This window comes from Tamaricihabitans halophyticus, assembly GCF_004340875.1.
Taxonomy (GTDB): Bacteria; Actinomycetota; Actinomycetes; order Mycobacteriales; family Pseudonocardiaceae; genus Tamaricihabitans; species Tamaricihabitans halophyticus.
The window spans coordinates 110,157-133,132 of record NZ_SLXQ01000008.1 but is presented as its reverse complement, the minus strand read 5'-3'; the positions used below and the strand labels follow the sequence as shown (position 1 = coordinate 133,132).

The 22,976-nt window shown below is 66.5% G+C and carries 22 protein-coding genes; 5 read left to right on the top strand and 17 right to left on the bottom strand.

Annotation, left to right across the window (positions count from 1 at the left end; genetic code table 11):
* Window positions 1-30: 30 nt before the first annotated feature.
* Window positions 31-2,076, top strand: coding sequence for a hydantoinase/oxoprolinase family protein (locus EV191_RS18500; protein ID WP_132878356.1), 2,046 nt, complete (start codon window positions 31-33; stop codon window positions 2,074-2,076).
* A 145-nt stretch (window positions 2,077-2,221) separates the two neighbouring features.
* Window positions 2,222-4,192 (top strand): hydantoinase B/oxoprolinase family protein, encoded by a 1,971-nt coding sequence (locus EV191_RS18495; protein ID WP_132878355.1) that lies wholly within the window; start codon window positions 2,222-2,224, stop codon window positions 4,190-4,192.
* Here the strand turns inward: EV191_RS18495 and EV191_RS18490 are convergent.
* The 3 genes from EV191_RS18490 to EV191_RS18480 all read right to left on the bottom strand — a co-directional run bounded on the left by EV191_RS18490 (window position 4,189) and on the right by EV191_RS18480 (window position 7,430).
* Entirely contained in the window at window positions 4,189-4,749 is a 561-nt protein-coding gene (locus EV191_RS18490; protein WP_132878354.1) for a hypothetical protein, read from the bottom strand. The two genes, EV191_RS18495 and EV191_RS18490, sit on opposite strands and share 4 nt — an antisense overlap.
* A 59-nt stretch (window positions 4,750-4,808) precedes the next feature.
* Window positions 4,809-6,101, bottom strand: a complete 1,293-nt coding sequence (locus EV191_RS18485; RefSeq protein ID WP_132878353.1) for a M24 family metallopeptidase — start codon at window positions 6,099-6,101, stop codon at window positions 4,809-4,811.
* 93 nt (window positions 6,102-6,194) lie between these two features.
* Entirely contained in the window at window positions 6,195-7,430 is a 1,236-nt protein-coding gene (locus EV191_RS18480) for an amidohydrolase (RefSeq protein WP_132878352.1), read from the bottom strand.
* A gap of 228 nt (window positions 7,431-7,658) precedes the next feature.
* Here EV191_RS18480 and EV191_RS18475 point away from each other — a divergent pair, with 228 nt between their 5' ends.
* Complete coding sequence (locus EV191_RS18475) at window positions 7,659-8,438, top strand: VOC family protein (protein ID WP_132878351.1); 780 nt, start codon at window positions 7,659-7,661, stop codon at window positions 8,436-8,438.
* Here EV191_RS18475 and EV191_RS18470 read toward each other — a convergent pair.
* The 5 genes from EV191_RS18470 to EV191_RS18450 all read right to left on the bottom strand — a co-directional run bounded on the left by EV191_RS18470 (window position 8,435) and on the right by EV191_RS18450 (window position 13,639).
* A complete protein-coding gene (locus EV191_RS18470; RefSeq protein ID WP_132878350.1) occupies window positions 8,435-9,979 on the bottom strand; it encodes a tripartite tricarboxylate transporter permease in 1,545 nt (514 codons plus the stop codon). The two genes, EV191_RS18475 and EV191_RS18470, sit on opposite strands and share 4 nt — an antisense overlap.
* 73 nt (window positions 9,980-10,052) lie before the next feature.
* Entirely contained in the window at window positions 10,053-10,631 is a 579-nt protein-coding gene (locus tag EV191_RS18465; protein ID WP_132878349.1) for a tripartite tricarboxylate transporter TctB family protein, read from the bottom strand.
* Window positions 10,631-11,608, bottom strand: coding sequence for a Bug family tripartite tricarboxylate transporter substrate binding protein (locus EV191_RS18460; protein ID WP_207894575.1), 978 nt, complete (start codon window positions 11,606-11,608; stop codon window positions 10,631-10,633). The genes EV191_RS18465 and EV191_RS18460 overlap by 1 nt, the downstream gene beginning before the upstream one ends.
* Before the next feature lie 12 nt (window positions 11,609-11,620).
* The gene (locus EV191_RS18455; RefSeq protein WP_132878348.1) at window positions 11,621-12,403 is read right to left on the bottom strand and encodes an enoyl-CoA hydratase/isomerase family protein; all 783 of its coding nucleotides are present in this window, start codon (window positions 12,401-12,403) and stop codon (window positions 11,621-11,623) included.
* A 3-nt stretch (window positions 12,404-12,406) separates the two neighbouring features.
* Window positions 12,407-13,639, bottom strand: a complete 1,233-nt coding sequence (locus EV191_RS18450; RefSeq protein ID WP_132878347.1) for a CaiB/BaiF CoA transferase family protein — start codon at window positions 13,637-13,639, stop codon at window positions 12,407-12,409.
* Window positions 13,640-13,770: 131 nt separating this feature from the next.
* Here EV191_RS18450 and EV191_RS18445 point away from each other — a divergent pair, with 131 nt between their 5' ends.
* On the top strand, window positions 13,771-14,616 hold the full coding sequence (locus EV191_RS18445) for an IclR family transcriptional regulator (RefSeq protein ID WP_132878346.1): 846 nt from the start codon (window positions 13,771-13,773) through the stop codon (window positions 14,614-14,616).
* Here the strand turns inward: EV191_RS18445 and EV191_RS18440 are convergent.
* On the bottom strand, window positions 14,613-15,296 hold the full coding sequence (locus tag EV191_RS18440; RefSeq protein WP_132878345.1) for a GntR family transcriptional regulator: 684 nt from the start codon (window positions 15,294-15,296) through the stop codon (window positions 14,613-14,615). The genes EV191_RS18445 and EV191_RS18440 overlap by 4 nt on opposite strands.
* 168 nt (window positions 15,297-15,464) lie before the next feature.
* On the opposite strand from EV191_RS18440, the gene EV191_RS18435 reads away from it, so the two are divergent.
* Window positions 15,465-16,238 (top strand): SDR family oxidoreductase, encoded by a 774-nt coding sequence (locus EV191_RS18435; RefSeq protein WP_132878344.1) that lies wholly within the window; start codon window positions 15,465-15,467, stop codon window positions 16,236-16,238.
* Window positions 16,239-16,291: 53 nt separating this feature from the next.
* On the opposite strand, the gene EV191_RS18430 is transcribed toward EV191_RS18435, so the two are convergent.
* From EV191_RS18430 to paaA, 8 genes are all read right to left on the bottom strand, one after another.
* Window positions 16,292-17,374 (bottom strand): Ldh family oxidoreductase, encoded by a 1,083-nt coding sequence (locus EV191_RS18430; protein ID WP_165913002.1) that lies wholly within the window; start codon window positions 17,372-17,374, stop codon window positions 16,292-16,294.
* Window positions 17,371-18,261 (bottom strand): fumarylacetoacetate hydrolase family protein, encoded by an 891-nt coding sequence (locus tag EV191_RS18425; RefSeq protein ID WP_132878342.1) that lies wholly within the window; start codon window positions 18,259-18,261, stop codon window positions 17,371-17,373. The genes EV191_RS18430 and EV191_RS18425 overlap by 4 nt, the downstream gene beginning before the upstream one ends.
* 25 nt (window positions 18,262-18,286) lie before the next feature.
* Complete coding sequence (locus EV191_RS18420; protein ID WP_132878341.1) at window positions 18,287-19,000, bottom strand: GntR family transcriptional regulator; 714 nt, start codon at window positions 18,998-19,000, stop codon at window positions 18,287-18,289.
* Window positions 19,001-19,077: 77 nt separating this feature from the next.
* Window positions 19,078-20,154: a 1,2-phenylacetyl-CoA epoxidase subunit PaaE gene (gene paaE, locus EV191_RS18415; RefSeq protein WP_132878340.1), complete on the bottom strand. Its 1,077-nt coding sequence runs from the start codon at window positions 20,152-20,154 to the stop codon at window positions 19,078-19,080.
* Complete coding sequence (gene paaD, locus EV191_RS18410; RefSeq protein WP_132878339.1) at window positions 20,151-20,648, bottom strand: 1,2-phenylacetyl-CoA epoxidase subunit PaaD; 498 nt, start codon at window positions 20,646-20,648, stop codon at window positions 20,151-20,153. The genes paaE and paaD overlap by 4 nt, the downstream gene beginning before the upstream one ends.
* Complete coding sequence (gene paaC, locus EV191_RS18405) at window positions 20,645-21,556, bottom strand: 1,2-phenylacetyl-CoA epoxidase subunit PaaC (RefSeq protein WP_132878338.1); 912 nt, start codon at window positions 21,554-21,556, stop codon at window positions 20,645-20,647. Before paaC ends, paaD begins: the two co-directional genes overlap by 4 nt.
* A gap of 11 nt (window positions 21,557-21,567) precedes the next feature.
* Window positions 21,568-21,882, bottom strand: coding sequence for a 1,2-phenylacetyl-CoA epoxidase subunit PaaB (paaB, locus tag EV191_RS18400; RefSeq protein WP_132878337.1), 315 nt, complete (start codon window positions 21,880-21,882; stop codon window positions 21,568-21,570).
* Window positions 21,879-22,832 carry a 1,2-phenylacetyl-CoA epoxidase subunit PaaA gene (gene paaA, locus EV191_RS18395; RefSeq protein WP_132878336.1) on the bottom strand — a complete coding sequence of 318 codons (954 nt, stop codon included), beginning with the start codon at window positions 22,830-22,832 and terminating at the stop codon, window positions 21,879-21,881. Before paaA ends, paaB begins: the two co-directional genes overlap by 4 nt.
* Window positions 22,833-22,976: the final 144 nt, after the last annotated feature.

Below are 22,976 nucleotides of genomic sequence, written 5' to 3'. Positions count from 1 at the left end.
GGAAATCGAACCCGACCAAGAGGTGCTGACGTGCGAGAACTCCGGGTAGCGGTGGACGTTGGCGGAACGTTTACCGATGTATGCGTGTTCAATACCGAGACCGCGACCACCAGCGTGGCCAAGGTCGCCTCGACTCCCGAGGATCCAATGCGGGCCGTGCTCGACGGGGTGCGCGCCGCGGGAATCCGGCTCACTGATGTCGCTCTGTTCTCCCACGGCACAACGGTGGCCACCAACGCGCTGATCACACGCCGGTTCCCACCCGCGGCGATGGTCACCACCCGAGGCTTCCGAGACGTGCTGGAGATCCGCAACGGCACCAAGGACGACCTCTGGGACGCCTATCAGGACGTTGGCCGTCCGTACATCCGCCGGCGGGATCGGTACGAGGTGACCGAGCGCGTCAACTACACCGGTGACGTGGTCACCCCGCTGGACGAGGACGAAGCACGACGACTGGCTGGGGTGCTCCGCCGCAAGGGTGTGCGCACGGTCGCCATCGGGTTCATCAACTCCTACGCGAACGACGCGCACGAGCGCCGGATGCAGGAGATCCTCACCGAAGAGCTACCCGGTGTGCGCATCTCGACCTCGAGCGAGGTGCTGCCGGAGATCTTCGAGTACGACCGGTTCTCCACCACCGTCGCCAACACCGTGCTCGGACCGCTGGTTAGCGATTACGTGAACCGGCTGGAAAACGAGCTTTCCGATGGCGGCTACGACGGTGACTTGCTGTTGCTGCATTCCGGCGGCGGATCCATGACACCCCGGATGGCCGAGCGCTACCCCGTGCGGCTGGCCGCCTCGGGGATCGCCGCCGGCGCCATCGCCGTCCGCGATCTCGCCCAGCGCTGCGGCTACGGCAACGCGATCGGCCTGGACATGGGTGGCACGAGCACGGATATCTCGCTGGTGCACAACAACGAGATCCGGGTGACCAAGGAATGGCACGTGGAGTACGGCTTCCCGATCTGCTTTCCGAGCATCGAGGTGCTCACCATCGGCGCCGGCGGTGGTTCACTGGCCTGGCTGGACGAGGCCGGCTCGCTGCGCAATGGCCCAGCATCCGCCGGAGCCGACCCTGGGCCGGCCTGCTACCGGCTGGGCGGTAAGGAACCCACGAACACCGATGCGAGCCTGGTACTCGACCGGTTGGGCACCGAGCTCGTCGGCGGTGCGATGACCCTGGATCGCACGGCGGCCGAGCACGCCATCAGCGATCGCGTAGGCACCCCACTCGGGCTGGACGTGGACGAGGCGGCCAGCGATATCCTGCAGGTCGCGAACGCGAACATGGCCGACGCGGTCCGGCTCATCTCGATCCGCCGGGGATACGATCCGCGCGATTTCGCCCTCGTCGTCTTCGGCGGCGCCGGCGGCCTGCACGGTGCGGCGTTGGCGAAGGAGCTGTCGATCCCCGTCGTCGTGGTCCCGCCGCATCCGGGTATCACCTCCGCGCAGGGCTGCCTGCTGGTGGATATCCGGCACGACCTGACCGCCATGTACCAGACCGAGGCGTCGGTCGCGGACACCGACCGGTTGACCGCCGAGTTCGGCAAGCTGGAAACCGAGGCCACGCACAGGTTGCGCCGCGAAGGTGTGGCGGATGCCGATATGGTGCTGGAACGTTCGATCAGCATGCGCTACGCCGGACAGTGGCGCTCGCTGAGCGTGCCGATCTCACCGGGACCGGACGCGTTGAGCGCCGCGGTCGAGCACTTCCACGAGGAACACGAACGCGAGTACTCGTTCCGCCGTGATGACACCCCGGTTGAGCTGTACCAGCTCGCCCTGCGGGCAACCGGTGCGACGCCAAAGCCCCAGTTTCCCCGGCAGGAACTACGCGAACAGGACCCGCCAGAGCCAACCGGGCACCGGCGTACCTACTTCGACGAGCTCGGCGCCAGGGTGGACACCCCGGTATACGACCGCGCCACGCTGGCGGCCGGCACCCGCATTCTCGGCCCGGCCATCCTGGAACAGCTCGACTCCACGACGGTCATCCCACCCAACACCCCCGCGGTCATCGACGAATGGCAGAACATCCGCATTCACGTCTTCGAGGAGGACCAATGAGCACACAATCCCGAACCAGCTCATTGGCCCGACCGGGTGCGGGTGCCCCGCACAACACAGGAGGAGGACCAATGAGCACACAATCCCGAACCAGCTCATTGATCCGACCGGGTGCGGGTGCCGGCAAAACACAGGAGGAGTCCCGATGAACCAGAGCACCGAATCCCGAACCTCGCTGGACCCGGTGACCTTCGAGGTACTCAAGAACGCCTTCGCCACCTCGGTGGATCTGATGTCCGAGCAGATCCTGCGAACCTGCTACTCGTTCGTGATCTACGCGCGCGATTTCTCCTCGGCACTCTGCGACGCCAACGGCAACACGGTGATGCAGGGCAGCCAGGACATCGCGGTGCACGTGGGAACGCTGCATTTCCAGTGTAAGGCGGTGCTCGAGGAGTTCGGTTCGGATATCAATCCCGGTGACGTATTCGCGATCAACTGCCCCTACCTCGGCGGCACCCACCTCAACGACGTCAGTTTCATCAAACCGATCTTCGCCGATGGCGAGCTCATCGCCTTCGCGCAGAACAAGGGCCACTGGGCCGATATCGGCGGGAACGTACCGGGATCGTTCGATGTGAACGCCACGGCGCATTTCAGCGAGGGCCTGCGGATCACCCCGCTGCGGGTCTGGCGCGGCGGCGAGTTCCTGCGGGATGTGGCCAAGCTACTCGTCGCCAACACCAGGTCGCCGGATATCAGCTTGGGGGATCTGCACGCCCAGGCCGAGGCCACCAGTGTCTGCGAGCGGGAGATCCACCGGCTGGTTGGCAGGTACGGCAAGGCCTCCGTGGTGGAGGCGATGCAGGGCGTACAGGACTATGTGGAACGCATCGTGCGCAGCAGGGTGGCTGGTCTACCGGACGGCACCTGGACAACCAGGGACTACATCGATTTCGACCCGGCACATGGCGAAGGCCTGGTACCGGTACAGGTCCGGCTGACCATCTCGGGCGATCAGGCCAGCTACGACCTCAGTGGCTGCGCGCCCGCGGTCGCCAGTTTCCTGAACGCGGGCTACGGCACCGCCTTTTCCGGGATCGTGGCTGGCACCAAGACGTTCTTCCCGGACGTACCACTCAACTCCGGTCTGTACAACGCGATCAACACCGACCTCGGTCCGGAAGGCACCGTGGTGAACGCCGGCTGGCCGCATGCGGTAACCGGGTTCTGCTCCGGACCGTACGAGAAGATCATGAACTCGATCTTTGAACTGTGGTCGGAGATCATGCCCGAACGGGCCATCGCCTGTTCGTTCAATCTGGAATACCTACTGATTGGTGGGCATGACGCCCGCGCGCCGCAACATCCGTATTTCATGTGGTACGACTGGATGGCCGGCGGCTGGGGTGGCCGCGGCAGCAAGGACGGTTCGAACGCCACGTCCCCGGTATTCGGCGTGGGCCTTGCGGTGCAGCCGTTGGAAGGCCAGGAACGGCTCACCCCGGTACTTACCAGCACCCATCAGCTGATCACCGATTCCGGCGGGCCCGGCCGTAACCGGGGCGGCTGCGGAGTACACAAGGGTGGCACGCTCACCGACTGCGCGAAAACCGTGATGTCCTATTGCTGTGACCGCGCGCGCTCGATCACCTGGGGCATCGAGGGTGGGCTACCGTCCATTCCGCACGGTGTCTGGTTGAACAAGGACACTCCGGACGAGCGGTTCCTCGGTTCGGTCTTCGCGGGGGTTCCGGTGCAGTCCGGGGACAGTTTCGTCCGGCCATCAGCGGGCGGCGGTGGTTATGGGGACCCGCTGGAGCGCAGCCCCGAGCAGGTACTCGAGGACGTGATCGACGGCTATGTCTCGATCAGGGGCGCGGAACGCGATTACGGCGTGGTGATCACCGCGATCGATCCCGAAGTGGACGCCTACGAGCTCGACACCTCAGCCACGACGGTGGCCAGGGATCGGATTCGCGCTGAGCGCAAGGGCTGGTTGTCCGCCGATCCGGACGAGGTCGCGGAGCGCTTCCGCGCGGGTGAACTGGACATGTTCGACCTCATCCGGAAGTACGCGGTGATCGTCGACTGGGGTACCGGTGAGCTCTACCCGGAAACCACCCGACAGTTCCGGGAACTGGTCTGGCGCCGCTCGGCCCAGCACTGGACCTAGCTCGGCGACATCGAGTTGTACACGATGGGACGAGGTGTGATCAGCGGTCCGCGATCCGGCGCCAACCTGGCGAGCCCGACTCGCAGATCCGTGCCGAGCTCGGCGAGGTCGGTGATCGGTTCGGTGTTGCTGGTTGTCGCCGTGACCAGACCAGCTGCCGGCTCCGCGCCCAGCGTGACCAGCACCTGACCCCGCCGGCCGGCCACATCCCACCAGCGTCCTGGTGCGGTGGCCGGCGGGGTCGCGTACACGCAGGTGCGCCCGTTGCGCAACCCGGTGATCGCATGCTGTGCCACGTACACCACACAGTTGCGCGCCATCGGCCACGGGCCCGCACTCGCCGGGGTGAACTCGGCATGTTCCAGCAATGGCGCGCGCAGCCGTGCCGAACCAGGCCAGACGGCGACGACCGCGAGCGGATCATCGCCGTCGGGCTGCATCACGACTAGCCGCCAGACCGCCGCCATGACCGCACCAAACCCCTTCTTGGACACCGGCGACCACATCGTCGCCTCGGCTGACCCGGTACGCCATCCGGTAGTCGGCCGGGCGCGCACCGTTGCCAGCATCGCACGGGCCGAACGGCGGCGCACCACGGGTCTGGCGGTGCGCGGCCTCAGGGCAGCTCGACCAGCTCCGCGTCACCCTTGGTCAGTACCCGGGTGCCCGATTCGGTGACCAGGAAGGTGTGACTGAGTCCCACCACGGACCGCCCGAAGATGCGAAACGAGGCTGGCACGTGAAACGCCATGCCCGCTTCGAGTGGCTGCTCGTTGTCCACCGTCAGGTAGAACGGCGCGCCGTCCATCCAGTGTGGTTTGTGCGCCAAGCCGACCGGATAGCCGAACAACTGGTGAAACACCACGTCATCGGGGATCACGCCGATCGCGGCCCGACCGGCGCGGGCGACCTCGGCGGCCGAGATACCCGCTTTCGCGGTCTCCAGCACCCCGGTCAGCGCGGCCTTCGACATCTCAACCAGCCGCCGATCCGGCGCGTCCAGCGCGGCGCGGGTGAACGTACGCATCACCGGCGCGTGATAACGGTGGTGCGTACCGGCGAACTCCACGAAGGTCAGCCCCTGCCCTAGCGGGCCATGCTGCCAGCTGGAATGCGGAATCCCGCCACGTTGACCGGTGGCCACCACCGGGCCCCACACCGACGGCGAGTTCGCCTCCCGGTACAGCGCGGCCGCGATCGCCGCGGCAACGCTGGAATCGGTGGCGCCCGGCTCGCTCGCCGCGGCGAAGCCCGCCCGTACACCGGCTTCGGTGTGTTCCGCGGCTCGTTCCATGCAGTCGATCTCGGCTGCGGAGAGCACCAGGCGAACCCGTTCGACCAGATGCTCGCCCGCGACGACCTCGATTCCCTTCTCCCGCAACAGTTCGAGCGCGCGCGGCGGCGTGGAGGTGTGGTCCAGTTCGATGCCCACCCTGGCGGCCTTGGGCAGCTCGCCGATCGCGTGGTCGAAGAACACGTCGAGGCTGCGCAGCGCGTCCGCGTAACCGCAGTAGAGCAGGTTGCCCACCCGGGAGCTGGCCAATGACCGGCCGAGTTCCAGGTCCGGCACGTAGAGGTAGGTGTCCGTTTCGGTGACCAGCAAGGGTTGCGGGGCGGTCTCCGCCGTGTGGTACCCGCAGAGATACTCCACGCTCGACGGCCGGAACACGATCATCGCGGCCAGGCCGGCCTCGGCCATCCTGGCGCGGACCGCGCTGAGTCGCCGTTCGTACTCCTCCGCAGGGAACGGACGTTGTTCCGCCGCGACCACGTCGGCGATCGCCGTCGTGGTCAACCAGCTCCGCTGCGCGCCCGCGCCCAGCGCGGTGACCTCTGGGTGGGCATCCACCCGCTGCTCGGTAGTCGTTGCTCTCGCCTCCTCGGCACCCGATCCGCCATCTTCGAGCATGATCGTGCCGTATCGGAAAGCGGGCTACAACTGGGAATCCCCGCGATCTCCGAAGGCTGAGACGATCACTCCGCCGCTGCGCGGCCCGTGCACTCAGCCGCCGGTGCCGAGCCGGGACATCAGCACCGCGTGCGCGGCCGTAACCCCGGTGGACAGGGTCGGTTCGAGCACCGGGGCGAACTGCGGCGAATGGTTGGACGGCACCGGATCCGGCCCGTCCATCACCTCGTCCGGCATCCCGCCGAAGAACCAGTACACCCCGGGCACACCGGCGGCGTCCGGTAGATGACCGAAGTCCTCGCTACCCATCCGGGGCTGCGCGTCGAGCACGTTGTCCGCGCCGATCGCTTCGCCGAGCGTCGCGCGGACCTCGGCGGTCTGTGCCGGCGCGTTGTACAACAGCGGGAACGTGTAGAGCTCGGCCACCTCGGGCTCGGGCGCGCCAGAGGCCTGTGCCTCCGCCGAGATCACCCTGCGCAGCGCGGTGAGCACCCGTTCCCGCACCGCGGCGTCCAGGCTGCGCACGTTGATGGTGAATTCCGCGTCGGCGGGGATGATGTTCTCCTTCAACCCCGCGTGGAAACTGCCGATCGTCACCACTGCCGCCTGCTGCGCGGGTACTTCCCTTGCCACCACCGACTGGATGCGCACCACCATATGCGCGGCGAGCACCACCGGGTCGATGGTGTCCTCCGGGCGGGAACCGTGCCCGCCGCGGCCGCGTACGGTGACCCGCCAGCTGTCCGCCATGGCCATCGCGGGACCCGTGGAGATGTCGATGGTGCCGGCACGGCCGGGCCACACATGCTGCCCGAAGATCACCTCCGGCAGCGGCGCACGATCCCACAGCCCGTCGTCCACCATCGCCTTGGCACCCTGCGCGGTCTCCTCTCCCGGTTGGAACAGGAACACCACGGTGCCCGCCCAGCCGTCGCGGTCCTCGCTGAGCAGCCGCGCGGCTCCAATGGCACACGTGATATGTGTGTCGTGTCCGCATGCGTGCATCACCGGCACCTCGGTGCCGTCCGGCAGGTTTCCCCGCGCCACACTGGCGTAATCGAGCCCGGTGTCTTCCTGGACGGGAAGCGCGTCGGTGTCCGCGCGGAAGCCGACCACCGGACCGGTGCCATTGCGCAGTACCGCGACCACGCCGGTACCCCCGCAGCTGAACGTCTCGAAGCCCAACTCGGTCATCCGTTGCTGGATCAGCTCGGCGGTCCGGTATTCCCGCATGGACAGCTCGGGCTCGGCGTGCAACCGCCGATACAGCGCGTGCAGTTCCGTGGTGAGCTCGTCAGCCAGCTGGCGCCCTGCCCGAATCGACGTCATAACCCGTCCTTTCGTCCGCTTTGGGGCTAGCTTTACCACGACGGCACGGTCGAGCACCACAAGCACGGCGCACGCCGTGGAACTCACCCTCGCGAAGCGTTACGCCCGCGTTCGACGCAGCGACATACCCGTCGACGGGCAGCTGAGTTTCGCCGCGCCCGTGCGTCTACCCGTAGACACCGGCCCGTTCGTTTCCCGCCGGTAGGCGAAACACAGGAAGGGGACGTCATGCCCATTCGAGAAAGCGCGCCGCAGGGCGCGCCCTGCTGGATCGATCTGATGACCGCTGATCCACAGCGCAGCGCGGATTTCTATGGCAGCCTGTTTGGCTGGACCGCGGAGCCACCCAACGAAGAGTTCGGCGGCTACTTCAACTTCCGCAAGGACGGTATCCGGATTGCCGGCTGTATGCGGTCTCAGGAAGCTGATCATCCGGACGTCTGGTCGGTCTACCTCGCGGTCCCAGACGCCGCGAAGGCCGCCGAGACGGCCGGTACGAACGGCGGGCAGGTGGTGGTGCCGGCAATGCCCGTTGGGGACTTCGGCGCGATGACCGTGGTTACCGATCCCGGCGGTGCCACGATCGGCGGCTGGCAGCCACAGGAACACCAGGGTTTCGGCATTATCACCGAGCCGGGTGCGCCAGCCTGGTTCGAACTACACACCCGCGACTACCAGTCCGCGCTCGAGTTCTACCGGACCGTGTTCGGTTGGCGGACGCATACCGTCAGTGATACTCCGGACTTCCGGTACACCGTGCTGGACGACAACGGCAACTGGCTTGCTGGGGTGATGGCCGCGGAGGCTGTGCTGCCCGAGGGTGTCCCCGCGCACTGGTCGGTCTACTTCGGTACGGAGGACACCGACGCCGCCCTGACCCGGATCGTCGAACTCGGCGGCACGGTCGTGGACGTAGCGATGGACACCCCGTACGGCAGGCTCGCGACGGCCGCCGATCCAACCGGCGCGCGCTTCAAACTCAACGGACCGAATGTGGGCACCGGCTAGTGGCGGCCCGTTGGAGTCGGTGACTCGGTGGCGCGCTTGCGCGCCAACCGGTTCCGCGTCAGTTTGCTGATCATTGGCAGCATCGCGATCAGCGGAATCACGCAGAGCAGTACCAGCGAGACCGGCCGGGAAAGGAACACGTCGAAACTGCCGCCGGAGATGATCATCGACTGTCGCAGGGTCTGCTCCGCGAGCGGGCCAAGCACCAGCGCGATCACCAGCGCAGCGGGGGAAAGCCCGTACAACCGCATCACGAAGCCAAGCACGCCGCAGGCGAACATGATCCCGACCTCGACGATGCTCCCGTGCACGCTGAACGTACCCAGGGTGCACAGCACGATGACGATCGGGCCGAGGATGCGGAACGGTACCTTCGCCATGCTCGCGAACAGCGGGATGCAGAAAATGTTCAGCACCACCAACATGATGTTGCCCAGGTACATGCTGCCGATCAGGCCCCAGGCGAGTTCGGGTTCCTGGTCCATCAGCAGTGGGCCGGGTTGCAGACCCCACATGAGGAAGGCGGCGAGCAGCACCGCGGTGGAGGCCGAGCCAGGTATCCCCAGTGTCAGCAATGGGACCATGGCACCGGAACTCGCCGCGTTGTTCGCCGCCTCCGGTCCGGCCAGGCCGGGCATCGCCCCCTTCCCGAACTTTTCCGGGGTACGCGATACCGATTTCTCCACGCTGTAGGACATCAGTGAGGCAACGGTCGCGCCCGCGCCAGGGGTCGCACCGACGAAGAAGCCCAGCACCGAGCCACGCGCGATCGCACCACGTGATTCGCCGAAGTCCTTGCGTGTCGGCCAGAAGCGCCGTGATCGCGCGCCGACCTTGAAGTATCGCAACCGTTCCAGGTGCCCGCCCCGATACAGCGTCAGCAGGATCTCGCCGATCCCGAACAGGCCGATCGCCACCGGAATGAAGTCGATCCCGTTGATCAGTTGGGTGGAACCAAACGTGTAGCGCTGCTCGCCACCGCCGATATCGATGCCGACCGTGGCGAGCAGGAAGCCAAGTAGCACCGAAACGGCGCCAAGCAACCGGTTCTTGCCGACGACCACGATCAGCGTGAGCAGGCCGAGTACCACGACAAGGAACAGTTCCGGCGGGCCGAAGTTCGCGGCCAGCGCCGCTGTCGGAGGTGCTGCCACGCTGATCAGAATGGCGCCTACGGTGCCCGCGACGAACGACGCGATCGCGGCCATCACCAACGCAGGGGCGGCACGCCCCTGCCGTGCGAGCGGATAGCCGTCGAAGGTACTCGCGACCGTGGCGGACTCGCCAGGTGTGTTGATCAGCACCGAGGTGATCGTGCCGCCATACATGGCCCCGTAGTACACCGCGGCGAGCATCACGATCGCGCCGGTTGGATCAAGCCCGAAGGTCAGTGGCAGCAGGATGGCTAGCCCGGCAGATGGACCGAGACCCGGCATCACGCCCACGACCATGCCGAGCAGAACCCCGGAGGCAAGCAGCATCAGATTGATCGGCGTGACCACTCCGCCAATACCGTCGAGCAAGTTACCAAAAAGTTCCATTGTGGACTCCAACGGTCCGCGACTGGTCAGCTCCGGCCGCGACCGGGCCGTCGCGCCGCGCTGGCCCGCGGGCTCAGAACGGCAGCAAACCGGTCGGCAGGCCCGCGTTCAGCGCGACTTCGAACAAGAGGTACAGCCCGAGCGGCACGAGTAGCCCGAGCAGCGCGTTGACCGCATGGCGGCCACGGTTGAGCAACGACAGGCAGCCGAACAGCAGCAGCATGCTGGTGAGCAACGCCCCGAGCGGGATGAATGTGAACAGCACCCCACCGAGCGCCGCGGCGATCAGCACGACCACACCGGGGTACCGGCGCTGCTCGATGCCCTCAGCGGCTACGGCCGCTTCGGAGCCTTGGGCTTCCGTGGTTACCGGGACCGTGTCGGGCGCGCCGGCGGTACGGTTCGGCGCGGCACGCCGTCGGCGGATGGCGCGGGCCAGCGCGATCAGCCCGAGTAGCAGTCCGGCTCCGCCAATCAGCGTGGGGAAGAACCCCGGCCCGATCCGGCCGGCTTCGGTGCGCCATTCCATGCTCGTGGCAATCGCCGTGTACGCGGTGAACAGCGCGAGCAAACTCACCAGGAACGCCAGCTCACCGTCGATCCGCGCCAGCCGCCTGCCTGGTTGGCTCGCTTGCGCCGATCGCGTCGACATCAGATAGCTCCGTGCTTGCGCAGGATCGCCTGGAAGCGTTCGGCGGTCTGACCGAGTTCCTTACGGAACTGCTCGCCCCACACCTCGTTCCGGGTGAGGTCGTTCTTGTCCAGGTAATCCTGCCAGCGGGGATCGCGCACGGCCTTCCGCATCGTCCTGACCCACCAGTCCCTGATCTCTGGCGGCACATTGGGCGGCAGGATCAGGCCACGCGGCATGGACACCATATTGGTGAAACCCTGCGATTCGGCGGTGGGGATCTCCGGGAACCGATTGAGTGGCTCGCTGCCGGTGAACAGCAAACCGGTCATTCTGCCGGCGTCGATCTGCCCGGCGATCTCGGCGGGATTCGAGGTGATCGCCTGCAGTGCGCCCGAGGTCAGCGCGGTCTGGAGCTGCCCCTCCTCATCGAACGGTACGTAGTCCACTTCGTACCCGACCTGGTCGGCGAGCAACGCGTGCACGATGAAATCGACGTTCACCGTGCCGATCCCGCCGACCGTTACGGTGCCTTGTTTCTTGGCAAACTCGGTCCACTCCCGCCAGCTGTCGATCCCGTTGCCCGACTGCACGGCGAACACCGAGTCATCGGTAGCCAGCTGGCCGACGAGCGTGAAGTCCGCGTAGGTCCAACCGGTGTCCGCCTGTAGTGGTGTCGTCAGGAAGGATCCAGAGGTGGTGGACGCGTGGTAGGGATCGCCGCTGTTCGAGAGCAGGTATCCCCACCCGATGGCACCGGATCCACCCTGCCGGTTTTCCACCGCGATATTGTGTGGATACAGGTTTTCCTGTTGCAGGATGTCGACGAGCACCCTGGCCATGATGTCGTTGCCGCCGCCTGGGCCGAACGCGATTGTCCACTCGAGATCCTGTTCTGGATAGTCGGCGGCATCGCCCACGTACTCGCCGCTTCCGCATGCGGTAAGCACCATGGACAGTGCGAGCGTGGCCGCCAGAACACCTTTGTTCTTGCGCACGACACAATCTCCTCACGACCAGGTGAAATTGGGTGCTCGTTTACCAAGGAAAGCGCGCACGCCCTCCGCGTAGTCCTCGGTGTCGAAGGAGGAATTCCGCAGGTTCGTGGTGTACTCGTCGTCGGCGTGCTGTCCGGCGCCGATCCGGGTCACGATCTCCTTGCTGGCACGCACGCTGAACTGGGCTCGGGTACCGATCTCGGCGGCCAGCTCGTATGTCGTACCGGCCAGTTCCTCGGCCGGCAGCACGTACTCGACCAGCCCCCACGACCTGGCGTCGTCGGCCGTGAGCTGCTTGCCGGACATCAGCACCCATTTGGCACGCGCCGGACCAACCAGGTCCACGAGTCGTTTCGTCGAATCAAGGCTGTACACCAGCCCGAGTTTTGCTGGGGTAATGGCGAACCGCGCCCGCTCGTCCGCCAGGCGGATATCGCAGGCCAGCGCGAGCCCACAGCCACCGCCAATGCAGTAGCCATGCACCATTGCCAGCGAGGGTTTACGCAAGGTTGTCAGTGCCTGCTCCGCACGGGCGACATACTCGTTGTACTGGCGAGCATCCCGCGCGTTCCCGCGAACCGCTTCGAACTCGGTAATATCCGCCCCGGAAGCGAAGGACCGCTCCCCCGCACCGCGTACGACGACGACCTTGACGCTGGTGTCCGAGTCGAGATCGGACACGATCGAGGGGATCTCCTGGTACATGCCAAGGGTTATCGCGTTATGTGACTCCGGCCGGTTGAGCACGATCGTCGCGATCGCACCGGCCCGCTCCACCACGAGTTGGTCAGCCATCGGTCAGCTCCCCATCTCCTGTTTCGGGTTTTCCCGTTCTGGGTGTTCGTTGTGTGCCACCCCGCTGGCAAGTAGTCCAGCGATCTCCTCGGCGCCGAATCCGGCCTCACCAAGCACGTCGGTGGTGTGCTGACCGAGCCACGGTGCGGGAGAACGCACGTGGTAAGGGAGGCCAGAGAACTTCGTCGGCGGCCCGATGGTCCGCATTGGACCGATGATCGGGTGGTCGAGTTCGACGACCATATCTCTGGCTAGTACGTGTTCATCGGTCAACGCCTGGTCGTAGGTGAGCACCGGCCCGCCCGGCACTCCGGCATGATCAAGCAACTCGATCCAGTGCGCCGTCGGCTCGCTACTGGTGACGGCCTCGATGCGACCCTGCAGTTCGTCCAGATTGGCCATCCGGTCGGCAAGGGTCCGGAATCGCGGATCGTCGGCCAGGCTTGGATCGGCGAAGACGTCGTGGACGAGCCGCTGCCATAACCGTTCGGTGTTCGCGCCGATGGTCACGTAGCCGTCCGCCGTGCGATACGCCTGATACGGCGCGGAGCGCCGGTGCCGGGTTCCGGTCGGCTCGGGAACTTCACCAGCACCGAAGAAGGCACCGGATTCCCATACCGTCCAGGCGAGTCCGGCATCGACAAGCGAGATATCCAGGTACTGGCCTTCCCCGGTAGCACGCCGGTGCAGTTCGGCGGCCAGAATCGAGTACAGTGCGGTCGCACCAGCCGCGATGTCATTGATCGCAATGCCCACTTTGGCCGGTCGACCGTCCGGGTGGCCGGTCATCCGGAGAAACCCGTTGTATCCCTGGGCCATGATGTCGAAGCCCGGCCGGTCTCGATAGGGTCCGGTCTGGCCGAACCCGCTGATCGAGCAGTACAACACATCCGAGCGAACCGCCCGTACCGCCGGGTAGTCGATGCCAAGGCGGGCGACCACGCCGGGCCGGAAGTTCTCCACAACCAGATCGGCGCTCGCGGCGAGCCGCAGGAAGGCATCCCGCCCGGCATCCTGCTTGAGATCCAGCGCCACGCTGCGTTTACTGCGGTTCGGCATCGCGAACGGGTAGCTCTCCCCATTCACCTTCGGTGCGAGGCGGCGCGAATCGTCGCCCTGCACGGGGTTCTCGATCTTGACCACATCCGCGCCGAGTTCGGCCAGCACCATCGTGCAGTACGGACCAGACAGGAAGCGGGTGAGATCCAGAACCCGGAAACCACTGAGCGGCGCCACGAACACTCCTTCCTGTATTATGGGAAACAGTCCCGTTATAAGGAAAACAGTAAGTGACGTGCCGCATAGGGGTCAAGGGCACGCGGGTAGGCGCCCGCGAAACACGCCGTACCGCAAGGGAAACTGGAGACATGAGCAGGACAGCAGGGGGCGAGCGGCCCGCGGGCAACTCGGTCCAGTCAATCGACCGCGCCGTGGCGATACTCCGGTGTTTCTCCGCCCGAACACCGGTACTCGGGATCAGCGAGATCGCGCGCAGTACCGGCCTGTCCACCAGCACGGCGCACCGGCTACTCGCCGCGATGCAGTCCAACCGGCTGATCAGGCATACCGCGGACCGGCGTTACGCGTTGGGGCCGCTACTGGTGCAGGTCGCCCGCAGCGGCGCGCTCCCCGCGACCCTCCGCGAGGCCGCCCTGCCGGAGATGCACGCGCTTCGGGACGCCACCGACGAGACCGTCGGCCTGCACGAGTTGGTCTCGCCCACTGAGCGCGCGGTGATCGAACAGGTGGAGAGTCATCAGCCGTTGCGGCGCACCTACACCGAGATTGGCGTACCGCTGCCGCTGCCATACGGCGCGCAGGGCAAGGTACTACTCGCCTTCCTGTCCCCCGCCGAGCGGGAAGCCGTGCTGGCCAGGCCGCTGGAAGCATTGGCACCCGGTTCGATCCAGGATCCGGACGTGCTGCGCGCGCAGCTTCCGGAGATCCGCGCGAGCCACTGGGCACTGTCGCTTTCGGAACGCACGCCGGGAATCCATACGGTCGCCGCGCCACTGTTCGATCACACCCAGAGCGCGATCGGCTGCCTCAGCCTCAGCGGCCCCACGGTTCGACTTCCCGAGGATCGGCTGACCGAGCTTGCTCCACTCGTGCGTGCCGCCGCTTGGGCGATCTCGGAGGCCCTTGGCGCCACCGATGCCGGGGTTCGCGCCTGCGCGGAAGCCGCGGCCAGCGAGCAGCCTACGCTCAGTTAGCCGTCCGCGTCCGGCTCACCGAGCGCGTCCAGCACGATCCGCATGACGTGCTGGACATGCGCGTACATCGCACGGCCCGCGGCATGCCCGTCCCGTTCGGCGAGCGCATCGGAAACCGCGAGGTGCTCGCGCGCGCAGCCCACCGAATCGCCGGAGATTGGCACGTCCCGCGCGCGCAGCGCGCCGGTGAGCAGCAGGGCATCCCGCACGGCTTGCTCGAGCAGCGGATTACGCGCCGCTTCGCAAACGGACTGGTGGAAGGCCAAATCGCAGGCGCGGAATCCGTCCGCATCGCCATGTAGGGCGTGCTCGAGCGAGTTCTGGGCCGCCTCGGCGACCGTGACAAGCTCGGCGTCCGAGCAACGTTCGGCGGCCAGTGTCGCCGCTGAGCGCTCGAGGCCAGCGCGCAGCTCATAGGCATAGCGCGTCCTGCTCGCGGAGGGCATCGTTACCCGCAAACCGCGATCCGCCGTCTCGACCAGGCCGATGTGGCGCAGCCGCAACAGGGCCTCCCGCACGGGGGTTTTGCTTACCTGTAGCGAATCGGCCAGGCTCGCCTCGCTGACCTGCTGTCCAGGGGGCAGCTGCTGCTCGATGATCGCCCGCTGCAAGGCGGCAAGCACCAGATCGGTGAGGTTGCCGGGTCTGGCCGGCAACGGTGGCAACTGCGGAGCGGACATGACAGCATCCTAGCAACGATATTCCGTATACTGAGACCCCCGATTCTTGGTCGCATCGAATCGGTCGATCAGTGCTGTCCTGCGGATTCGTTCGACTCGCTTGACTAGATTGATATATGGAATACGGTCAGGTGGTACTGATTACCGCAGCAGCTTGACGGAGCGATCATGGATCTCGGTCTGACCTCGCGCACCGCGCTCGTACTTGGTTCCACCTCGGGGCTCGGGTACGCCACAGCCAGCGGCCTGGCCGCCGAAGGCGCCCGCGTCGCCTTCACCGGCCGGCGGGCGGAGCTCGCTCGCCAGCGGGCGGCGGACCACCCGGGCGCGCTGGGGGTTGGCATCGACCTCACCGATCCGGACGGCACTGGCGAAGCCATCGCGTCGATCACCGAGCGGCTCGGTCGCATCGACATCCTGGTACTCAACTCCGGCGGGCCACCACCGGGGACCGCGGCCGAGTTGACCAGACAGGATGCGGCCGCCGCGGTGGAAACGCTCCTGCTCGCGCAGATCGAGCTGGTGCATCAGCTGCTGCCGCCGATGCGCGAGGCCGGCTGGGGCCGGATCGTGGCAATCGGGTCGAGCGGGGTGCGGCAGCCGATCGCCGGGCTCGTACGCTCCAATCTGGCCCGCGCTGGACTCGCCGGCTACCTCAAGACCCTGGCCGGCGAAGTCGCCGCGGACGGCGTCACGGTGAACATGGTGTTGCCAGGCAGGGTCGAGACGGACCGGACCGCGCAGCTGGACGAAGCGAAAGCGTCCGCGGCGAACACCGATGCCACATCGGTCCGGCAAAGCAGTGAAGCCGCTATTCCCGCCAAGCGGTACGGCACGCCAGCGGAGTTCGCCGCGGCCACCGTCTTCCTTTGCGGAACCGGCGCGGCATACATCAACGGGGTCCAGCTTCGGGTGGACGGCGGGCTCGTCGGTTCGTTCTAAAGCGAGAACCGCGTTCTTCAGGGATCTTCCGGTTGGGTGCGCGGCGGGTTTGGTTACCTTCCGTATTCGCGTTCTTCAAGGTTAGCGCGGTTATCGAGCAGGGCCAGATCCGCTCGGACCTCTTCGGACAGTGGGATGCCTTGGGCACGCCGGTGTCGCGCGGTTTCGGCTTCCAGCTCGCCAGGCAGATATACCCGATCCTGCTGGGCGAGCGCCGGAAGCTCGGTGATCTCGGTGGCCAGCCGCGCCATCGCGGCGGTGAACTCCGCTGCTGGCCGGAAGAGATCGGGGCGAACGGCCAGGAAGAAATGTCCGATCGCCTGCGGCTCGGTGTCATTGTCGTACAGCGGCGGGATCCACGGCCCGTACAGTGCACCTGAAAGCACCGAGGACAGGGTTTCCACCAGTAACGCGAGACCGGAGCCCTTCGGCCCGCCGAGCGGCAGCATTACCCCGGCGAAACCCGCGTCCGGATCGTCGGTCGGTTGACCGTCCGGTCCGAGCGCCCAACCAAGCGGTATACGCCTGCCTTCCCGCGCGGCCAGGATGATCTTGCCGCGCGCTACCTGGCTGGTTGCCATATCGAACACGATGTCCGCATGCGACTCGGGCATCGGTATCGCATAGGACAGCGGATTCGTACCGAAAAACGCGCGGGTGGCTCCCCACGGCGCCATGGTCGCCGGCGCGCTGGTGGTCGCGAACCCGAGCAATCCCGCCCTTGCGGCCAGCGCCGTGTAGTAGGCGAGCATCCCGCAGTGATTCGACCCGCGCACACTGACCATGCCGATACCCGCGGCGCGCGCCTTGTCGATGGCGCGATGCATGGCGTGGTTGGCCACGCTGATGCCGCTACCGTTGTTCCCGTCCAGTAGCGCGCTCACCGGCGTCTCCCGCACGGTCGTGACGCTGGCATCCCGCCGAACCAGGCCACCCGCGAGCCGCTCGATATACACCGGAACCCTGCTCACGCCATGCGAATCGACGCCACGCAGATTGGCGGTCACCAGATGGTCGGCGATCACCGCCGCGTCGGCCGCCGGCACTCCATGGCCAAGGAAGATCCCCTCGACCAGGGCGGTCAGCTCCGTGCTGGCAACAAGGGACGTGGTCAGCGCGCCGTGGTCCCCGCTCACGCCGTGGCCCGTGCGCCGTGCACCGGGTTGGCCAGCTCCCGGAAGCCGGGAATCCGGCACGATACGACGTCGCCGTCGGTGATCACCACCGCTCCCGGGGTGCCGGTCGAGATGATGTCCCCCGGCAGCAAGGTCATCACCGCCGAATGGAAGGAAACCAGGAACTCCGGGGTGAACGTCATATTGCCGACCACGTTGTCCCGGTGCAGCCGATCGTTGTGCCAGGTGCCTACGGTGAGGCCCGGCAGCTCTGCCGGAGTAGCGAGAAACTCGTCCAGCGTGATGATTTCCGGCCCGAAGCTGAAGAAGGTGTCGAAACTTTTGGCACGGGTCAGATATCGGGGGTTGCGTTGCAGGATGTCCTCGGCGGTCATATCGATGATGGTGGTAAATCCCGCCACATAGGACAGTGCAGCGGACTCAGGGACATCCCGCGCCGTTGACCCGATGACGATGCCGAGCTCGGCCTCGGCGGTGACCCGCTCGGACTGGGCAGGCAACCGGATGGACTCACCGGTGCCAATGATCGTCGTAGCTGGCTTCAGGAAACTCGCTGGCTCCGTAGCGGGCGCGGCCTCGGACAGATCGGCCGCGTGATCGACGTAGTTGAGCCCGATTCCCCAGATCTTGCGCGGCGAGCGGTACGGCGGCGCGAAATCTACTTCGGACGGATCGAGGAGGCGCTCCGCGAGTCGAGTGTGGATATCGCCTTGCCGTGCCAACCAGATATCGAATTCGGCGAACTGGCCCTCGGCGAGCAGGGTGAACAGGTCAACCGGCCACGACGTGCGATAAGCCGCGTTGATCGCGGCGATCGGCACTACCCCCGAAGGGCAGACGAGCGCGGCGGTCTCGGTACCGGATGTGCGTATCGTGGCCAACCGCATGGCCGCCACCTTCCTTTCCCGGTCGTCAGTGTGTCGGTGTGGTTTCCGGGGCGCCGGTTTCCCGCGCGGCAAGGAACTCGACCATCGCCCGTTCGCCGTTTTCCAAGTGGCGCACCAGTGCCGCGCGGGCCCCGGCAAGGTCCTTGCGGGCTATCGCCGCGCATACGTCGCGGTGCTCCTGGACGACCTCGGCCATTCGGCCGCGATAGCCGGGGGCGAGATGGTGTCGGATTCGGTTGATCTGGGTTTCCACCACGTCGTAGCAGCGGATAAGCCGGGAGTTGCCACTCCACGCGACGATGAGCTGGTGAAACTGGTGGTCCCGCTGGAGGTACTCGTCGTAGGGACCGGCGGGTAGGTCTCCTGGGAACTCGTCGAAGAATGTGGCCAGCTCGTACACGCCCTGCTCGTCCCAGGTTTGCGCGAGGCGGTCCAGCCCGGCCGGTTCGAGCAGCCTGCGCAGTTCGAACAGCTCGCGGGTGTCCCGAACCGAGAAGCCAGCGACGACCAGCCGGCCGCCGCTGCGCTCGACCAACCCGTCGGCTTCCAGGGTGTGCATCGCCTCGCGGATCGGTGTCCGGCTGACGCCGAGAACCTCGGAAAGCTGCCGGTCACTGAGCACGGTTCCGGGCGGCAGCTGACCACGCACGATGGCACTCAGCAGCTCAGCACGCGCCCGCTCCCCTCGGGTGTGCGTCGCTATCGGGGATAGCGACGCGAGCGGATCCGATGCTGGCATGGTACCTGGTATACCACATGCCACATTCCATATTCCATGCTTGGCCACGAGCGTGGCGGGCGGGCTGACTCGAGCCGCTAGGCGTCGTAGTCGAGGGTCAGCGCATCCGAATCAGGCAACGATTGGCAGGTCAGCACGAATCCCTCGGCCACCTCGGGTTCCTCGAGGGCGAAGTTGCGTCGCATCCGGACCGCGCCGTTGGTGACCTTTGCTCGGCAGGTACCGCATACGCCCCCCTTACAGGCGAAGGGCAGATCCGGCCGGAAGCGCTGGGCTCCGTCCAGAACCGGCTGATCGGCGGGCAGGCGCACCGTGCTCGACCGCCCGTCCAGCAGGACAGTCACCTCGGTGGCCGCCCCGTCCACCGCTGGTTCTGCGTGTCGCACCGGTTCCGGCGGCAGGTCATCCACATAGAACAGTTCGCGGTGTACCCGCTCGGCCGGCACCCCGAGCTCGGTGAGCAGCCGCCGCGCATCCTCAACCAGGCCGTACGGTCCGCACAACCACCAGTGATCGACCGTTGCCGGTTCCGGCAAAACCCCGAGCACGTTGCGCAGCCGGGCGGCATCCAACCTGCCGGAGAACAGCTCGGCTTCGCGTGGCTCGCGGGAGAGCACATGCATGAGCTCCAGCCGGGTGGGATACCGATCCTTCAGGTCGGCCAGCTCGTCGACGAACATCACCGTGTCGCTGCGGCGATTGCCGTAGATCAACGTCACGGTATTGGCCGGCTCGCGCAGCACGGTGGCGGCGATCGAGAGAATCGGCGTGATACCGGAGCCGGCTGCTACCAGCACATGCCGCGCGCGCGTGGCCGCCTCCGGCGTGAACGTTCCGGTTGGCGTGCCGACCTCGATCAGCTCCCCTGGCGCTACCTCGTTGACCAACCACGAGGAGAACAGGCCACCGGGAATCTCCCGCACGCCGATCCGTGGTTCGGCCCCTTCCGGGGCGCAGATGGAATACGTTCGGCGCTGCTCACCGCTCGCCCAGCGACGCCGTAGCGTCAGCGACTGGCCGGCCCGAAACGCGTAGGCATCCGCGAGTCCGGCGGGGACGGCGAACCGGACCGCGACCGCATCCGCGCACAGCCGATCGACGCCGGCCACGGCAAGCTGGTGAAAATCGGCGCGAACCCTGGCGCTCAACGTCATATCTCCTTGAGGTGTTCGAACGGTTCGACACAGTTCGGACAGCGGCGCAGCGCCTTGCATGCGGTACCGCTGAATCGCGAGATCTCCACGGTGTCCGGGCATCCGCAGCGCGGACAGCGCACCCTGCTTGGCGGCGCGGCCAGTGGCAGCACCACCGCTTCGGTCCGGGCAGGCCCAGGTGGCGCGATACCGGCGGCCGCGAGTTTGCGCCGGCCGGTCTCGCTGATCCAATCGGTGGTCCATGGCGGGTGCAGGACCGTACGTACCTCGACCGTCGCGTAACCAGCGGCACGCAAGGCATCCGTCAGGTCGGCTCGCATCTGCGCCATCGCCGGGCATCCGCTGTAGGTCGGTGTGATCGAGACGACGACCGCGTCGTCCACGTCACGCACCTCGCGCAGGATGCCCAACTCGGCCAAGGTCAGTACGGGTAGCTCGGGGTCGGTCACCGTCGCGGCGACGGCGTAGGCGGGACCGTGGTCTTCGGCGCTCACCAGGTCGCCTCCGGATGCGCGCGGGCCAAGCCCTGCAGCTCGGTGAGTATGCCGCCGAGCGCTTCGGTGTGCAGGCCGTGGCGTCCGGTACGCCCGGCGACTCCGGCTACCGGGGCGCCATCCGGCACGCTCAGCCGGCCCGCCGAAAGCACGCTGGCCAGTACCGTGTCGAACTCACCGCGCAGGTACGCGGGATCCACCGCGACACCGAGCGTGGCTAGCTGGATTTCCGCCGGATGCCCGTGGAACAACTCGTCCACGAACGGCCACCAGCGATCCAGCGCCGCGATCATCCGCCGCCTCGACAGCTCCGTACCATCGCCAAGGCGGACCACCCAGCCAGCCGCGTACTCCCGGTGATAGCTCAGTTCCTTGACCGCCTTGCCGGCAATCGCGGCGAGCACCGGATCCCGCGCGCCGGTCAATCGCCCGAGCAGCGCCAGTCGCCAGGAACCGAACAGCAGCAGGAATGCAGCCAGATCGGCGAAATCCGTATGCGGGCGCTCCACCAGTCGAACGTTCCGGAACTCGTGCTCGTCCCGGAAGTAGGCGTAGTGGTCTTCGCTCCTACCGGTACCGTCCGCCCGCCCGGCGCGAGCGAGCAGCAGCCTTGCCTGGCCGAGCAGGTCGAGGCTGATATTCGCGATCGCGACCTCATCTTCGAGTTCCGGCGCGTTGGTGCACCACTCTTGCAGCCGATGCGCCGCAATCAGCGCGTCGTCCCCGAGCATCAGGCAGTACTCGGCGAGCTTGCCGCCCGGCACGTCATCCGGCAGCGTAGTGTCCACACCAGACAATGGATCGTCGAACCCGGTGCCGAACGCCCACCGCGCGTCGTCGTGCGCCTCGGCAAGCGCTTGGTAGGCGTTGCCGGCGTTGGTTGTACTGCTTGCCCTATGGGTAGACATTCCACCGCCTTTCACATATGCGGCACACCGTCGGGGATCGCGTAGAAGGTGGGATGCCGGTACACCTTGTCGCCGCTCGGCGCGAAGAACGGATCGCGCTCGTCCGGACTGGTCGCGACGATATGCGCGGCGCGTACCACCCAGATACTCACGCCCTCGTTGCGCCGGGTGTACAGATCGCGGGCATGCCGCACGGCCATCTGGTCGTCGGCCGCATGCAGCGAACCCACGTGCACATGGTTGAGTCCGCGCTTACCGCGCACGAATACCTCGTAGAGCGGCCAGCCGGCACGAACCGGCGATTCACCCTGACTATCCTGGGTCATCTCCCCTGCCCTTCCGCGTGTTTGGCCGCGTACGCGGCGGCGGCTTCGCGCACCCATGCGCCGTTGTCCCGCGCGGCACGGCGATGCGCGATGCGATCGGCGTTGCACGGCCCATTACCCGCGAGCACCTGTTTGAACTCGGCCCAGTCCAGCTCGCCGAAGTCGTAGTGCCCGCGTTCCGCATTCCAGGCCAGCCAGGGATCAGGCAGCGTGACGCCGAGCGCGTCCGCCTGCGGCACCGACATATCGACGAAGCGCTGCCGCAGCTCGTCGTTGGTGTGTCGTTTCACCTTCCACGCCATGGACTGCGCGGTATTCGGCGAATCCGCATCGGGTGGTCCGAACATCATCAGTGCCGGCCACCACCATCGATTGGTCGCCTCCTGCACCATGTCTCGCTGCGCGCTGGTTCCCCGCATCATCGTCAGCAACAGTTCGAAACCTTGCCGCTGGTGGAAGGATTCCTCCTTGCAGATCCGGATCATCGCCCGCGCGTAGGGACCGTAGGAGCTGCGGCACAGCGGCACCTGGTTGCAGATCGCCGCGCCGTCCACCAGCCAGCCGATCACCCCGACGTCGGCGAAGGTCAGGGCGGGGTAGTTGAAGATCGACGAGTACTTCTGCGCGCCGCTGATCAGCCGGTCGGTGAGGTCCGTGCGCTCGGCGCCGAGCGTTTCCGCGGCCGAGTACAGGTACAGCCCGTGGCCGGCCTCGTCCTGCACTTTGGCGAGCAGGATCGCCTTGCGCCGCAATGAGGGGGCACGGGTGATCCAGTGACCTTCCGGCTGCATGCCGATGATCTCCGAGTGCGCGTGCTGCGAAATCTGCCGGATCATCGTCTTGCGGTAGCCCTCGGGCATCCAGTCGCGCGGTTCGATGCGCTGGTCGTGCTCGATGGTGCGCTCGAAATGGCGCTGCAGCTCCGTGGTGGCCAGCTCCGTTGCGGTCATCGGCCGAGCACCTTCCTGTCCCGCGCTCGGGTCGGCGGCCTATTTACCAACCGAACGTTCAGGAATTATGCTAGCGCGAGACACGGTCACCTGCCAACGCCGAACCTCGCGTTGACAAGCCGGCGGGTGAATACTTCTATAAAG